The following is a 13936-nucleotide window of genomic DNA, read 5'->3' on the forward strand; positions in this document are numbered from 1 at the left end:
CCAAAATGACAGAGAAAAAAGCCCAGATGAATTGGCGCTCATTCTACGTTAATTTTTGTTCGGTATTCAGGTTAAACACGATAACGACGCGAATATTTTTTACGCCCGACGTCTATCGGTTCCGGCGACGCGAAAAAGTCGCCCTGTCCACCGAGGATCCCCCGCTCTTTCAGCGTCTGCCACTCATTACGCGTCCGCACGCTGGCGGCGAAAACCTGAGTGCTGGTGCCTTCACAGGCGCCGGTCAGGCTTTGAACGAACAGCTGATTTTCATCACGCTTATCAATACTCCGCACCAGACCCGGATGGAGCTTAACCAATTCCACTGGTAAGGACTTGATATAGGAGGTACTTACCACGGTTAACCCGGCCTGGGACACCGCCAGACGACAGCCCAGCCCTGACAGTAACTTCAGTACCGGACGTAAACGGTCGATATGTTGACACACGTCTGCCTCTGCAAGTTCAATCAGAATTCGCCGACGATGACTTTTTTCACACTGTAACAGGCTATCACGCAGCCAACGCTGGAAACTACGCTGCAACAGTGAGTCTACGCTCAGCGTAAAGGCCAATGTCTCTTCGGGCCACAGCGTCAGTAAAGGAAGAATACGGCTCAGATGTTGACGATCGTAGCTTTCCGCCAGCCCTAACTGTCGCACCAGAGGCATATACTCCGATGGCAGCAGTTCCTGGGTGCCATCGTAGATCCGGCTCATGATCTCACGGTGATGCACTTCCCCTTCTACCGTCACCGCCGGTTTCTGATACAAACGCGGGCCTCCCCGCGCCAGCACCTGTTCCAGCAGGGTGCGCCACTTGACGCTGCCGCGCCCTTTTTCCGGCACCTGGCTGTCATAAACGTACCAGCCGTTTTCGCCTTGCAACGTAGCATGGCGCGTTGCCTGCTCCGCGTAATCGATCACCTGTTCGGTGGTTTGTCCGCTGCGGTACGCCACGATGCCAATGTGCAGGAATGCTTCACGATCGATAAGCGCCGTTGAAGGCAAGGCATCAATCGCGTGGACCAGCTGCGAAGCAATGCCATCCGCCTCTTTCAGGGTTCGATGCGGTAACAATACGGTGAAATCGCTGTGGAAATAACGCGCCAGCAGCGCCGCCGGATAGCGCATCACGAAGGTCGACAGCAGATTGACCAGCGAGTACATCAGTTCCTGCACCGCGCCGTTGCCGTGAATTTCCCGCAGCGTGTCAAAATCGGGCAGTCGCACCATCATCACAATGCCGTGCGAGCCTTCCTCTTCCAGTTGAGTGGTTAGCTGGTTGTCGAAGAACAGTCGATTATTCAGGCCGGTTTTGGCATCCTGAGCGGCAAAGGCGCGGATCAAGGTATCGACCCGATTACGTTCCTCGCGCGCTTCCGCCAAATCCGCCAGTAAACGATCGAGCGCGCCACTGACGTTTGCTGGCCATTCGCGCATATCGCCCTGCATCACGCTCTCTCTTTCACCGTTAAGAATGCGCCGTGCGCGGCGTTCCAGCCGATCCTCTCCGTCGGCCTGATCGCGCAGCCAGCGCAGGCTAAACAGCAAGATCACCACCATCACAACGATCGAAAGCGTCACGGCGGCGGTAGATTGCAACGAGCGTACGTCGCTGGCGAAAGGATCGATATAAGTAATTTGCAGTGCCGCGCCGGGATGCTGCATCAGCGGCAAAGCCACCTGCCTGTAACCGTTGAGCGGATCCCAGGGCTGTTTGTTGAGCGTCGGCAATTTATAGGAAAGGAGGTTACTGTGGCTGGTATCCACGCTGACCGCCACAATACCCAGTGGACGCATCACCAACGGCAACCAGCGTTTCTGTTCCTCTGGGGATTCGTGCAGCATCGCTTGGTCGAGTGAGGTCATCAGCGACTCGAAGCGGCGATCCAGACGCTCCTGAGTGACGTAAAAGAAGCTGTATGAGCAGCCCATCAGCATCAAAAACATCGCCAAAGCAACAAGCAAGGTGATCAATGCAGAGAGTTTGGTGGTGAATCGCATCCCTGTGCCTTGTCCGGTATGGTTACGTGAGTTTTCACCTTTGGAAGTATAAAGGCCCCGAATCCGCTCAAATGAATCCAACACAATATCCTGATTTTTTTAATGAATAGCGGGTACCGCTCCGGCGATACCCGTTGTCGGTTCACGACACCCAAGCTACCAAGCCTCGACAACGAAGAAAACCTTCAATCACCCTTTTTTGTCTTTTATCAGGACATAAATTTCTTATATGCATATAGTCAATTAAATCTGGTTCAGCCATCCATGGCAAAAATGCAAACAAGAGGAAGAGTGACATGCGTGCACTGTTATTGGAACAACAAGGCGATCAAACTCTGGCTCACATCAAGGATATCAGCAGCGATCTGCTGCCCGACGGCGATGTCCTGGTAGACGTCAACTGGTCCAGCCTTAACTATAAAGATGCGTTGGCGATCACCGGCAAAGGCAAGATCGTGCGTAACTTCCCGATGGTGCCAGGCATCGATTTCGCCGGTACAGTACGCGAAAGCCGCGACGATCGTTTTAAAAAAGGCCAAAGCGTGGTGCTCACCGGTTGGGGCGTGGGTGAAAACCACTGGGGTGGCCTGGCTGAACAGGCACGAGTCTCAGGCGAATGGCTGGTGCCCTTGCCAAACGGGCTGGATGAACGCAAAGCGATGATCCTGGGTACCGCCGGCTTTACCGCCATGCTGTGCGTGATGGCGCTTGAAGAAGGTGGCGTGCGCCCGGACGACGGCGATATTTTGGTTACCGGTGCCAGCGGCGGCGTAGGCAGCACGGCCATCGCCATTCTGGCGGCGTTGGGCTATCACGTCACCGCCATCAGCGGCCGCGAGAGCAATACCGAGTATCTGAAAGCGCTGGGCGCCAAAGAAGTCCTGTCGCGCGACGGCTACCTGGAAGCCCCGCGTCCGCTGGAAAAGCAACTGTGGGCCGGGGCGGTAGATACCGTCGGTGACACCCTGCTGGCACGAGTACTGGCGCAGATGAATTATAACGGCACGGTCGCCGCCTGTGGCCTGGCCGGTGGCTATCACCTGCCCACCACGGTGATGCCGTTTATCCTGCGCAACGTTCGCCTGCAGGGCGTGGACTCGGTGCATACGCCACTGCATCGCCGCCAAACCGCGTGGGAACGGCTAGCCGGTATTTTGCCTGACAGTTTCTACCAACAGGCCACCCAGGAAATCACTTTGGAACAGGCACCGGCCACCGCCGCCGCGCTGCTGAATCATCAAGTAACCGGTCGCACTCTGGTTAAAATCCGCTAAAGCTTAAATCGCCCCCCGGCAACGGGGGGAACATCCGCCTGCGAAATTTCATATTTTCCCGCGCCCTCTCGCATATAGCCTGATTTCACGCCATGCTTACAACACAGATACCCCAGCATACTGTAGGGGCGTTGCATGCTGCGTCCGCGTTAATCGGGCTCAGAAGGTTACCCCCTACAGTCACTCTGACGGGAGCAGGTTTGAGTACCCGCACCTGAAAGGCGGCGGGGATGAAACGCGGAGAAAACACCATGAGAAAGCCCCCTAAATTGACCGAAGCCGATGTCACGCCCGAGAGCGTGTTCCATCAGCGGCGCAAAGTGCTGCAGGCGTTGGGTATCACCGCCGCGTCGCTGGCCTTGCCGCTTAATGCGCAGGCCGATTTGCTGTCATGGTTCAAAGGCAACGATCGGCCCAAGGCCCCCGCCGGTAAACCGCTGGCATTCAGCAAGCCTGCGGCCTGGCAGGCGCAACTGGCCATGACGCCGGAAGACAAAGTCACCGGTTACAACAACTTCTACGAATTCGGTCTGGATAAAGCCGATCCTGCCGCGAATGCCGGCGGCCTGAAAACCGAAGGCTGGAAAGTACGTATCGACGGCGAAGTCGCCAAACCGATCACATTGGATATCGATGACTTGATCAAACGCTTCCCGCTGGAACAACGCATCTACCGTATGCGCTGCGTGGAGGCCTGGTCGATGGTCGTGCCCTGGATTGGCTTTGAGCTGGGTAAGCTGATCAAGCTGGCGGAGCCGAACAGCAATGCCCGCTACGTCGCTTTCCAAACGCTGTACGATCCGGAGCAGATGCCAGGCCAGAAGGATCGTTTTATCGGCGGCGGGCTGAAATACCCTTATGTTGAAGGGCTGCGTCTCGATGAGGCCATGAACCCATTGGCCCTGCTGACCGTCGGCGTATACGGCAAAACGCTGCCGCCGCAAAACGGTGCGCCGCTGCGGTTGATCACCCCCTGGAAATACGGCTTTAAAGGCATTAAGTCGATAGTCCATATCCGTCTGGTGCGCGATCAGCCGCCCACAACCTGGAATGAATCTGCGCCGAATGAGTACGGCTTCTATGCCAACGTAAACCCGAACGTCGATCATCCACGCTGGTCACAGGCCACCGAACGCTTTATCGGCTCCGGCGGCATTCTGGACGTTAAACGCCAACCCACGCTGCTGTTTAACGGCTATGGCGAACAGGTAGCGTCGCTGTACCGCGGCCTGGATCTAAGGGAGAATTTTTAGGTGCGTTTAACTCCGGCTCATATCAAGTGGATTAAGGTCGCCATTTATCTGGCGGCATTCCTGCCTTTTCTCTGGCTGGTGCTGTCGGTGGACCAGGGTTGGTTCAGCGCCGATCCGGCCAAAGACATTCAACACTTTACCGGCAGAATGACGTTGAAACTGTTGCTGGCAACCTTGATGATTGCGCCACTGGCGCGCTATGCCCGGCAACCGCTGCTGATTCGCTGTCGTCGTCTGGTGGGACTATGGTGTTTTGCCTGGGGCACGTTGCATCTGATAAGCTATTCGACGCTGGAGCTGGGGCTGAGCAATATCGGCCTGCTGGGGCGTGAACTGGTCACCCGCCCTTACCTGACGCTCGGCATCATCAGTTGGCTGATCCTGCTGGCGCTGGCCGCAACCTCCACGCTGTGGGCGATGCGCAAACTGGGGGCCAAATGGCAGACGTTGCATAATCTGGTCTATCTGGTGGCGATCCTGGCACCGATTCACTACCTGTGGTCGGTAAAAACCTTTTCGCCGCAGCCCTTCATTTATGCTCTGCTGGCCGTCGCGCTACTGGCGCTGCGATACAAGAAATTCCGCAATTGGTGGCGTTAAAAGCCGGAACTTTTCTGTGTTCTACCCCTCATAATGCAATATCGCCCTGGCCAGTTTACTGATTTAGGGTTGAATATCTTCGCTGATAAGACCAGTATTTAGCTGCGAATTGCTACGATATCGTTATAATGCCCGACCTTGTTCCTGTTCTCAGGGTGAATTTTCCCCTTAACAGGTGACAAATCTGTGACGTCGGGTTATTTTCTACGATGATGGTTTTATTGCCGGAGATACCAGCACAATGGCGGATAAGTTTCACATTTTGCTTCTGAACGGCCCCAATCTGAATCTGCTGGGGACGCGTGAGCCGGAGAAGTACGGCAGCACGACGTTAACAGAGATTGTTAACGGATTGGAAAACCAGGCATCCGCACTGGATATTACCCTGAGCCATCTGCAGTCTAACGCCGAACATGCGCTGATCGACCGCATACATCAGGCGCGCGGCAACACAGATTTTATTCTGATTAACCCTGCCGCGTTCACGCATACCAGCGTGGCGCTGCGTGATGCATTGCTGGCGGTGCAGATCCCGTTTATCGAGATCCACCTCTCCAACGTGCATGCCCGAGAGCCTTTCCGCCATCACTCTTACCTCTCCGATATTGCGGTAGGCGTGATTTGCGGCCTCGGCGCGGATGGCTACACATTTGCTTTACAGGCAGCGGTTAACCGTCTGTCGAAAACCCACTAATTGCTACGCAAAAGAGTACGGAATCACACTCATGGATATTCGTAAAATCAAGAAACTGATCGAACTGGTTGAAGAATCAGGTATTTCTGAACTGGAAATTTCTGAAGGCGAAGAGTCAGTTCGCATCAGCCGCGCTGCTCCAGCGCAGGCTTACCCAATGATGCCACAGGCATACGCAATGCCAGCACAGCCGCAGCCAGCACTGGCTACCGCCGTTGCCAGCGCGCCAGCCGAAACGCCTGCAGCACCAGCGGCCATGAGTGGCCACGTCGTTCGTTCCCCAATGGTCGGTACTTTCTACCGCACGCCAAGCCCGGATGCGAAAGCCTTCATCGAAGTCGGCCAGAAAGTGAACGCCGGCGACACTCTGTGCATCGTTGAAGCAATGAAAATGATGAACCAGATCGAAGCGGACAAATCCGGCGTGGTGAAAGCCATCCTGGTAGAGAACGGCCAACCGGTAGAATTTGACGAGCCACTGGTCGTCATCGAATAACGAGGCGAACATGCTTGATAAAATTGTTATCGCCAACCGTGGCGAGATCGCGCTTCGTATCCTGCGTGCTTGTAAAGAGCTGGGCATCAAAACCGTTGCCGTGCACTCGACAGCCGATCGCGATCTGAAACACGTACTGCTGGCTGACGAGACCGTGTGTATCGGTCCTGCGCCATCGGTAAAAAGTTACCTGAATATCCCGGCAATCATCTCTGCGGCTGAAATCACCGGCGCAGTGGCGATCCACCCGGGCTACGGCTTCCTGTCTGAAAACGCCGATTTCGCCGAGCAGATCGAACGCTCCGGCTTTATCTTCATTGGCCCGAGAGCCGAAACTATCCGCCTGATGGGCGACAAGGTTTCTGCCATCAATGCCATGAAGAAAGCTGGCGTGCCTTGCGTACCTGGCTCTGATGGCCCGCTGACCGACGACATGGATAAAAACCGTGCCTTCGCCAAGCGCATCGGCTACCCGGTTATCATCAAGGCATCCGGCGGCGGCGGCGGTCGTGGCATGCGCGTAGTGCGCAGCGACAAAGACCTCGAGCAATCCATTTCCATGACCAAGGCGGAGGCCAAAGCGGCTTTCAACAACGACATGGTTTACATGGAAAAATACCTGGAAAACCCACGCCATATCGAAATTCAGGTGTTGGCGGACGGTCAGGGTAACGCCATCTATCTGGCCGAGCGCGACTGCTCCATGCAGCGTCGCCACCAGAAAGTGGTTGAAGAGGCTCCGGCACCGGGCATCACCAGCGAAATGCGCCGTTATATCGGCGAGCGCTGCTCGAAGGCCTGTGTGGAAATCGGTTACCGCGGCGCGGGCACTTTCGAGTTCCTGTATGAAAACGGCGAGTTCTATTTCATCGAAATGAACACCCGTATTCAGGTTGAGCATCCGGTTACCGAGATGATCACCGGCGTGGATCTGATCAAAGAGCAGCTGCGTATCGCTGCCGGTCAGCCTTTGTCGATCAAACAGGAAGAAGTGAAGGTTCACGGCCACGCGGTGGAATGCCGTATCAACGCCGAAGACCCGAACACCTTCCTGCCTAGCCCAGGCAAGATCACCCGTTTCCATGCGCCAGGCGGTTTCGGCGTGCGTTGGGAATCTCATATTTACGCCGGTTATACCGTACCGCCGTACTATGATTCCATGATCGGCAAACTGATCACCTACGGTGAAAACCGTGACGTGGCGATTGCCCGCATGAAGAACGCCCTGGCTGAGCTGATCATCGATGGCATCAAAACCAACGTTGAACTGCAACAGCGGATCATGAGCGACGAAAACTTCCAGCACGGTGGCACCAACATCCACTATCTGGAGAAAAAGCTCGGTCTGCAGGAAACCTAAGGCAGGCTATTCGCATCGCCTGACAGAAGGCCGGTTAATCACCGGCCTTTTTCTTTACTGCTTTGGGTCACTCAATGGATGATCAAATCCATAATAGTTGTATACCCTAAATAATTGGAGTTGCATCAAGGCGGCAAAGGAGCGCATCCCGATGAGCTTACTGTAGTAAGTGATTCGGGTAAGTGAGCGCAGCCAACACAGAGGCAGCTTCAAGTATGACGGGTATATTGGAGAAACGGATGGACACACGTTTTATTCAAGCTCACCGCGAGGCGCGCTGGGCACTGGGCCTGACGCTGCTTTATCTGCTGGCCTGGGCGCTGGCAGCCTATCTGCCGGACAGCGCATCCGGTATTACCGGTCTGCCGCACTGGTTCGAAATGGCCTGCCTGTTGGTTCCGCTGCTGTTCATCGGCCTGTGTTGGCTAATGGTACGCGGCATATTCCGTGATATTTCGCTGGAGGACGGCGATGCAAACTGAAGTCATTCTGCCGCTGGTCGCCTATCTGGTGCTGGTGTTCGGGCTGTCGGTTTACGCCTATAGCCGACGCCAGAGCGGCAACTTCCTCAGCGAATATTTTCTGGGCAACCGATCGATGGGCGGCTTCGTATTGGCCATGACCTTGACCGCCACCTATATCAGTGCCAGTTCCTTTATCGGGGGCCCCGGCGCCGCCTATAAATACGGCCTTGGCTGGGTGCTGTTGGCGATGATCCAACTGCCGGCGGTTTGGCTTTCACTCGGCGTGCTGGGCAAGAAGTTTGCCATTCTGGCGCGCCGCTACAACGCCATTACCCTGAACGATATGCTTTACGGCCGCTATCAAAGTCGTCTGTTGGTCTGGCTGGCCAGCCTCAGCCTGCTGGTGGCGTTCCTGGGTGCCATGACGGTGCAGTTTATCGGCGGCGCGCGCCTGCTGGAAACCGCCGCCGGTATTCCTTACGACACCGGTTTGCTGATCTTCGGTATCAGCATCGCGCTGTATACCGCCTTTGGCGGCTTCCGCGCCAGCGTGCTCAATGACGCCATGCAGGGGCTGGTGATGCTGATCGGCACCGTGCTGCTGCTGGTTGCGGTGATTCACGCCGCCGGCGGCCTGCACAGCGCCGTGGATAAGCTGCAACAGATTGACCCCGCGCTGGTATCACCGCAGGGCGGTGAACAGATCCTCAGCCTGCCGTTTATGGCATCGTTCTGGATACTGGTGTGCTTTGGCGTGATTGGCCTGCCGCACACGGCGGTGCGCTGCATCTCCTACAAGGACAGCAAGGCGGTGCATCGCGGGATCATCCTCGGCACCATGGTGGTCGCGGTGCTGATGTTTGGCATGCATCTGGCTGGCGCGCTGGGCCGTGCGGTATTGCCGGACCTGAAGATCCCCGATCAGGTGATCCCGACGCTGATGATCACCGTGCTGCCGCCTTATGCCGCCGGTATTTTCCTGGCGGCGCCGATGGCGGCAATCATGTCGACCATTAACGCCCAATTGCTGCAATCTTCCGCCACCATCATCAAAGATCTCTACCTTGGCGTACGCCCACAGCACATGCAGAACGAGCGCCTGATCAAACGCTTCTCCAGCCTGACCACGTTGATTCTCGGCTTGCTGGTGCTGTTGGCGGCCTGGCGGCCACCGGAAATGATCATCTGGCTGAACCTGCTGGCATTTGGCGGCCTGGAAGCGGTATTCCTGTGGCCACTGGTGCTGGGCCTGTACTGGGAACGCGCCAATGCGCAGGGAGCACTTAGCTCAATGGTGACGGGTGCGGTATGCTATACGCTATTGGCCAGCTTTAATCTGCAGCTAGCAGGGTTGCACCCTATTGTGCCTTCGCTGCTGCTTAGCCTGCTGGCGTTTTATATCGGTAACGTCATAGGCGAAAAGCGCCGAGTGGCGTCATCATTAGCCTCTTAAAGAGAATTGTTATGCCTTGGATCCAACTAAAACTGAACACCACCGGCAGCCAGGCGGAAGACCTGAGCGACGCGCTGGTTGAAAGCGGCGCAGTATCGGTCACTTTCCAGGACACCCACGACAATCCGGTGTTCGAACCGCTGCCGGGCGAGACCCTGCTGTGGGGCGACACTGATGTGATCGGGTTGTACGATGCCGAAACCGACATGGCCGACGTGGTCGCCATGCTGGAACAGCACCCGCTGCTCGGCGCCGGCTTCCGCCATAAAATTGAACAGCTGGAAGACAAGGACTGGGAGCGCGAGTGGATGGACAACTTCCACCCGATGCGCTTCGGCGAACGTCTGTGGATCTGCCCAAGCTGGCGCGACGTGCCCGACCCGAACGCGGTCAACGTCATGCTTGACCCGGGCCTGGCATTTGGTACCGGCACTCACCCAACGACTGCACTGTGCCTTCAATGGCTAGACGGCCTCGATCTGGCCGGTAAAACCATTATCGACTTCGGCTGTGGTTCCGGCATCCTGGCAATTGCCGCGTTGAAGCTCGGTGCAGCGCGCGCTATCGGCATCGATATCGATCCCCAGGCCATTCAGGCCAGCCGCGACAACGCGCAGCGTAACGGCGTTTCAGAGCGTCTGGAGCTGTATCTGCCAAAAGACCAGCCTGCCGATCTGCAGGCCGACGTGGTCGTCGCCAACATCCTGGCGGGCCCATTGCGTGAGCTGGCCCCCTTGATCGGCTGTCTGCCGAAGTCCGGCGGTTATCTGGGCCTGTCCGGCGTGCTGGCAACACAGGCGGCAAGCGTGGCGCAAGCCTATGAAGAGAAATTCACGCTGGATCCGGTCGCAGAGCGTGAAGAGTGGTGCCGCATCACCGGTCAGCGCAAGTAATCCCCTTACTGCCCTGATAAAAACCACCGCCAACGTAGCCCGTGGCGGTGGTTTTTTGTTTTTCCTGTCTACGCGACGTCGGCACCCCGCGCCTTTGAAACGCCATGCCAAATTCACGTGACCCTGAATATTTTCTGCCTAAGCCTTCACCACGCGATTTCAGCATAATTCAGCCCATTCTCAATGAAAAACCCTGACAAACGACTTAAATCACTGCCGTTCTCGAGCTGAATCGAGACTCATTACAGATAAAATCCTGTTGTATTGGGAATATTTTATAGCGCACTAATTAACCAAAATCAGGCAAGCCATTGTTAAGTATATATAATATTTTTATGAATCCCGACAAACCGCATTTTTAATGGCGAATAGCGGCCAATTGGTCAAAGTTTGGCCTTTCATCTCAGCGCAAAAATGCGTAATATACGCGCCCTTGCGGACACAGTATGGTTACTCTTTGTCTATGCGCATTGGACACCACCAGCTTACAAATTGCCTGATTGCGGCCCCGATGGCCGGCATTACAGATCGCCCATTTAGGACCCTATGTCATGCAATGGGTGCTGGGATGGCTGTATCCGAAATGCTCTCCTCCAATCCGGAGGTGTGGCGGACGGATAAGTCGCGTCTGCGTATGGTCCATAGCGATGAACCAGGGATCCGCTCCGTGCAGATTGCCGGATGCGATCCGGATGATATGGCCGCAGCGGCGCGTATTAACGTGGCCGGCGGTGCACAGATCATCGACATCAATATGGGTTGCCCGGCCAAGAAAGTGAACCGGAAACTTGCAGGGTCTGCATTGCTGCAGTACCCGGATCTGGTTAAACAGATCCTCCACGCGGTGGTTAACGCCGTGGATGTGCCGGTAACGCTTAAGATCCGCACTGGCTGGGCGCCAGAACACCGTAACTGTGTAGAGATTGCCCAACTGGCCGAAGACTGTGGTATACAGGCCCTGACTATTCATGGCCGAACCCGTGCCTGCCTGTTCAACGGCGACGCGGAGTACGACAGCATTCGGGCAGTTAAGCAGAATGTTTCCATTCCGATTATCGCGAATGGCGACATTACTGACCCGCATAAAGCCAGAGCAGTGCTCGACTACACTGGGGCTGATGCCCTGATGATAGGCCGCGCTGCTCAGGGGAGACCCTGGATCTTCCGGGAAATCCAGCATTATCTGGACACTGGGGAACTGCTGCCCCCTCTGCCACTTGGCGAGGTTAAGCGTTTGTTGATAGGGCATATTCGGGAATTGCACGGCTTTTACGGCCAAGGCAAGGGATTCCGGATTGCTCGTAAGCACGTATCCTGGTATCTCCAGGAGCACGCCCCGAATGACCAGTTTCGGCGCACATTCAACGCCATAGAGGATGCCAGCGAACAGCTGGAGGCGTTGGAGGCATATTTCGAAAATCTTGCGTAACAAAAAAGAGCTGACAGAACTATGTTCGAACAACGCGTAAATTCTGACGTACTGACCGTTTCAACCGTGAACTCACAGGATCAAGTGACTCAAAAGCCTCTGCGTGACTCGGTTAAACAAGCACTGAAGAACTATTTTGCTCAACTGAATGGTCAAGACGTTAACGATCTGTATGAGCTGGTATTGGCTGAAGTTGAACAGCCACTGTTGGACATGGTGATGCAATACACCCGTGGCAACCAGACCCGTGCAGCCCTGATGATGGGCATCAACCGCGGTACGCTGCGTAAGAAATTGAAAAAATACGGCATGAACTGATACTAGTCAGTTGGCATGTTGAAAAGGCGCAACCTCGCAAGAGGCGGCGCCTTTTTCTTTTTCCGGATTGCGGGCAATAAAAAAGGCCGGAAGCCCGGCCCTCTTGCAGTATAGCTACCGAGTTATTCGGTGACTTTGTTCTTGAGGCTTTCCGTTTCTTGCTTGGTTTTATCCCAGGCTTTCTCGGTACCTTGTTTGGTGCTGTGCCAGGCTTTTTGCGTACCCTCGGTCACTTTGCTGCCCGTAGTATCGCTTTTGCCTTCAGCAGCATGCTTAGCTTTCAGCTTCAGCTCATCGCCTTTATCCTGCGTTTGGTGCAGTTTTTCTTTGGCAGTATCTGCGCCCTTGTGCGCTTGCGCAACAACCTCATCGCTGGCCTGCGTCGTAGTTGCAGCAAACACCGGAGAAGCGAGTAACAATGCAGACAAGGCAAAAATTGATTTTTTCATAATTCCCTCTTTTCAGATACGTGCTATTCAGCCTAGAACAAGATGGCATAATTTTTCCATTATGCGCCTTAGGAATAGGACTAAAATGCCAAAACACGATACAAAAGCTCTTCAACATTCAGTTGTTCGAACTTTTATGCTAACCCTGCCACTTACCGCGTTCGCTCCAATCAAGGCACAAAAAATTAAAATTTTTCATGTAAAAAACTATAATTTATCCGTTTTTTAACACGCAATGAATAGGATGGATTCTATGGTTGCCGTCATCATCATTGGCATATTTATCATCAGCTTTGCCTATGCACACTCCCGCGGAAAAGAAAAACTAAAAGTGAGACGTCAGCTTTTTGATCACTCTACATTTATGGGGCCGATCAATATGTTCATGACGGGGTTTTCACGACTGCCTGCCAAACAGCCTTATTTCGATCCTTGTGAGTTTCCCGAGTTGCAGATCCTGAGCGACAACTGGTCGACGATCCGCGATGAAGCAGTTCGCTTGCAAGATCATATCAAGAAGGCGCAATCGCACAACGATGCTGGCTTCAATACCTTCTTCAAACGCGGTTGGAAACGTTTTTACCTCAAATGGTACAGCGACAGCCACCCGTCAGCCGAAGCGCTATGTCCGCAGACGGTTGAGTTGCTGAATCGCCTCCCATCGGTTAAGGCAGCCATGTTTGCCGAGTTACCGGCCGGTAGCCATCTGGGCAAACATCGCGATCCCTATGCCGGCTCGGTGCGTTATCATCTGGGGCTGGTAACCCCCAATGACGATCGCTGTTTCATCGACGTAGATGGGCAGCAACACAGTTGGCGTGACGGCCAGTCGGTGATTTTCGATGAAACCTATGTGCATTGGGCGCAAAACGCCACTAACCAGACACGAATCATCCTGTTCTGTGATATTGAACGGCCAATGAAATGGCGTTGGGCACAGGCGGTAAATCATTGGGTCGGTGCCACCCTCATGTCGGCCGCCAGTTCACCTAACGATGATAAAGACCGCACCGGCTTCATCAACCGGATATTCAAATACGTCAACGCCGCGCGTGATGCCGGTCAAGGCCTGAAAGCCCGTAATCGCCGTGGGTATTACCTGCTAAAATGGCTGGTGATTGCCGCAATTTTCGCCGCCATCATCTTTCCCAGCCTGTAAAATTCCGATCTTCAATAGGGGTACAACACGAATGAGAATATTCGCATGCCCCTCTTCTGCTGCACCCAGTATTGTGTGATACAATACG

At 54.8% G+C, this 13936-nt stretch carries 14 protein-coding genes; 12 read left to right on the forward strand and 2 right to left on the reverse strand.

Annotated features, from left to right (window positions below; genetic code table 11):
• Positions 1 to 71: 71 nt before the first annotated feature.
• Positions 72 to 2006 carry an RNase E specificity factor CsrD gene (gene csrD / locus AC1RKC_RS11630; protein ID WP_187961974.1) on the reverse strand — a complete coding sequence of 645 codons (1935 nt, stop codon included), beginning with the start codon at positions 2004 to 2006 and terminating at the stop codon, positions 72 to 74.
• A 296-nt stretch (positions 2007 to 2302) separates the two neighbouring features.
• Between csrD and acuI the strand changes: the two genes are divergently transcribed.
• The 11 genes from acuI to fis all read left to right on the forward strand — a co-directional run bounded on the left by acuI (position 2303) and on the right by fis (position 12240).
• The gene (gene acuI / locus AC1RKC_RS11635; protein WP_493092485.1) at positions 2303 to 3280 is read left to right on the forward strand and encodes an acrylyl-CoA reductase (NADPH); all 978 of its coding nucleotides are present in this window, start codon (positions 2303 to 2305) and stop codon (positions 3278 to 3280) included.
• A gap of 251 nt (positions 3281 to 3531) precedes the next feature.
• The gene (gene msrP / locus AC1RKC_RS11640) at positions 3532 to 4533 is read left to right on the forward strand and encodes a protein-methionine-sulfoxide reductase catalytic subunit MsrP (protein WP_041415723.1); all 1002 of its coding nucleotides are present in this window, start codon (positions 3532 to 3534) and stop codon (positions 4531 to 4533) included.
• Positions 4534 to 5133 carry a protein-methionine-sulfoxide reductase heme-binding subunit MsrQ gene (gene msrQ / locus AC1RKC_RS11645; RefSeq protein WP_493092486.1) on the forward strand — a complete coding sequence of 200 codons (600 nt, stop codon included), beginning with the start codon at positions 4534 to 4536 and terminating at the stop codon, positions 5131 to 5133.
• Positions 5134 to 5374: 241 nt separating this feature from the next.
• Positions 5375 to 5827: a type II 3-dehydroquinate dehydratase gene (aroQ, locus tag AC1RKC_RS11650; RefSeq protein ID WP_020832079.1), complete on the forward strand. Its 453-nt coding sequence runs from the start codon at positions 5375 to 5377 to the stop codon at positions 5825 to 5827.
• 31 nt (positions 5828 to 5858) lie between these two features.
• The gene (gene accB, locus AC1RKC_RS11655) at positions 5859 to 6323 is read left to right on the forward strand and encodes an acetyl-CoA carboxylase biotin carboxyl carrier protein (protein WP_020832085.1); all 465 of its coding nucleotides are present in this window, start codon (positions 5859 to 5861) and stop codon (positions 6321 to 6323) included.
• A 10-nt stretch (positions 6324 to 6333) separates the two neighbouring features.
• Complete coding sequence (accC, locus tag AC1RKC_RS11660; protein ID WP_020832086.1) at positions 6334 to 7683, forward strand: acetyl-CoA carboxylase biotin carboxylase subunit; 1350 nt, start codon at positions 6334 to 6336, stop codon at positions 7681 to 7683.
• A 239-nt stretch (positions 7684 to 7922) separates the two neighbouring features.
• Entirely contained in the window at positions 7923 to 8165 is a 243-nt protein-coding gene (locus tag AC1RKC_RS11665) for a YhdT family protein (protein WP_128864515.1), read from the forward strand.
• Complete coding sequence (panF, locus tag AC1RKC_RS11670; protein ID WP_122080321.1) at positions 8155 to 9600, forward strand: sodium/pantothenate symporter; 1446 nt, start codon at positions 8155 to 8157, stop codon at positions 9598 to 9600. The genes AC1RKC_RS11665 and panF overlap by 11 nt, the downstream gene beginning before the upstream one ends.
• Positions 9601 to 9611: 11 nt before the next feature.
• Positions 9612 to 10493, forward strand: coding sequence for a 50S ribosomal protein L11 methyltransferase (prmA, locus tag AC1RKC_RS11675; protein ID WP_046372537.1), 882 nt, complete (start codon positions 9612 to 9614; stop codon positions 10491 to 10493).
• A 463-nt stretch (positions 10494 to 10956) separates the two neighbouring features.
• Positions 10957 to 11922, forward strand: a complete 966-nt coding sequence (gene dusB / locus AC1RKC_RS11680) for a tRNA dihydrouridine synthase DusB (protein WP_046374956.1) — start codon at positions 10957 to 10959, stop codon at positions 11920 to 11922.
• A gap of 21 nt (positions 11923 to 11943) precedes the next feature.
• On the forward strand, positions 11944 to 12240 hold the full coding sequence (gene fis, locus AC1RKC_RS11685; RefSeq protein WP_000462905.1) for a DNA-binding transcriptional regulator Fis: 297 nt from the start codon (positions 11944 to 11946) through the stop codon (positions 12238 to 12240).
• 122 nt (positions 12241 to 12362) lie between these two features.
• Here the strand turns inward: fis and AC1RKC_RS11690 are convergent, their stop codons facing one another.
• Complete coding sequence (locus tag AC1RKC_RS11690; protein WP_020837135.1) at positions 12363 to 12689, reverse strand: hypothetical protein; 327 nt, start codon at positions 12687 to 12689, stop codon at positions 12363 to 12365.
• 253 nt (positions 12690 to 12942) lie between these two features.
• On the opposite strand from AC1RKC_RS11690, the gene lpxO reads away from it, so the two are divergent.
• Positions 12943 to 13848 (forward strand): lipid A hydroxylase LpxO, encoded by a 906-nt coding sequence (gene lpxO, locus AC1RKC_RS11695; protein ID WP_046374955.1) that lies wholly within the window; start codon positions 12943 to 12945, stop codon positions 13846 to 13848.
• Positions 13849 to 13936: the final 88 nt, after the last annotated feature.

This window comes from Serratia sp. GW822-FHT06E05 (assembly GCF_058799445.1).

Excerpts from the sequence above, each read along its gene's own strand:
- csrD (WP_187961974.1), bottom strand. The coding sequence starts at position 2,006 with ATGCGATTCACCACCAAACTCTCTGCATTGATCACCTTGCTTGTTGCT.
- acuI (WP_493092485.1), top strand. The coding sequence starts at position 2,303 with ATGCGTGCACTGTTATTGGAACAACAAGGCGATCAAACTCTGGCTCAC.
- msrP (WP_041415723.1), top strand. The coding sequence starts at position 3,532 with ATGAGAAAGCCCCCTAAATTGACCGAAGCCGATGTCACGCCCGAGAGC.
- aroQ (WP_020832079.1), top strand. The coding sequence starts at position 5,375 with ATGGCGGATAAGTTTCACATTTTGCTTCTGAACGGCCCCAATCTGAAT.
- accB (WP_020832085.1), top strand. The coding sequence starts at position 5,859 with ATGGATATTCGTAAAATCAAGAAACTGATCGAACTGGTTGAAGAATCA.
- accC (WP_020832086.1), top strand. The coding sequence starts at position 6,334 with ATGCTTGATAAAATTGTTATCGCCAACCGTGGCGAGATCGCGCTTCGT.
- AC1RKC_RS11665 (WP_128864515.1), top strand. The coding sequence starts at position 7,923 with ATGGACACACGTTTTATTCAAGCTCACCGCGAGGCGCGCTGGGCACTG.
- panF (WP_122080321.1), top strand. The coding sequence starts at position 8,155 with ATGCAAACTGAAGTCATTCTGCCGCTGGTCGCCTATCTGGTGCTGGTG.
- prmA (WP_046372537.1), top strand. The coding sequence starts at position 9,612 with ATGCCTTGGATCCAACTAAAACTGAACACCACCGGCAGCCAGGCGGAA.
- dusB (WP_046374956.1), top strand. The coding sequence starts at position 10,957 with ATGCGCATTGGACACCACCAGCTTACAAATTGCCTGATTGCGGCCCCG.
- fis (WP_000462905.1), top strand. The coding sequence starts at position 11,944 with ATGTTCGAACAACGCGTAAATTCTGACGTACTGACCGTTTCAACCGTG.
- AC1RKC_RS11690 (WP_020837135.1), bottom strand. The coding sequence starts at position 12,689 with ATGAAAAAATCAATTTTTGCCTTGTCTGCATTGTTACTCGCTTCTCCG.
- lpxO (WP_046374955.1), top strand. The coding sequence starts at position 12,943 with ATGGTTGCCGTCATCATCATTGGCATATTTATCATCAGCTTTGCCTAT.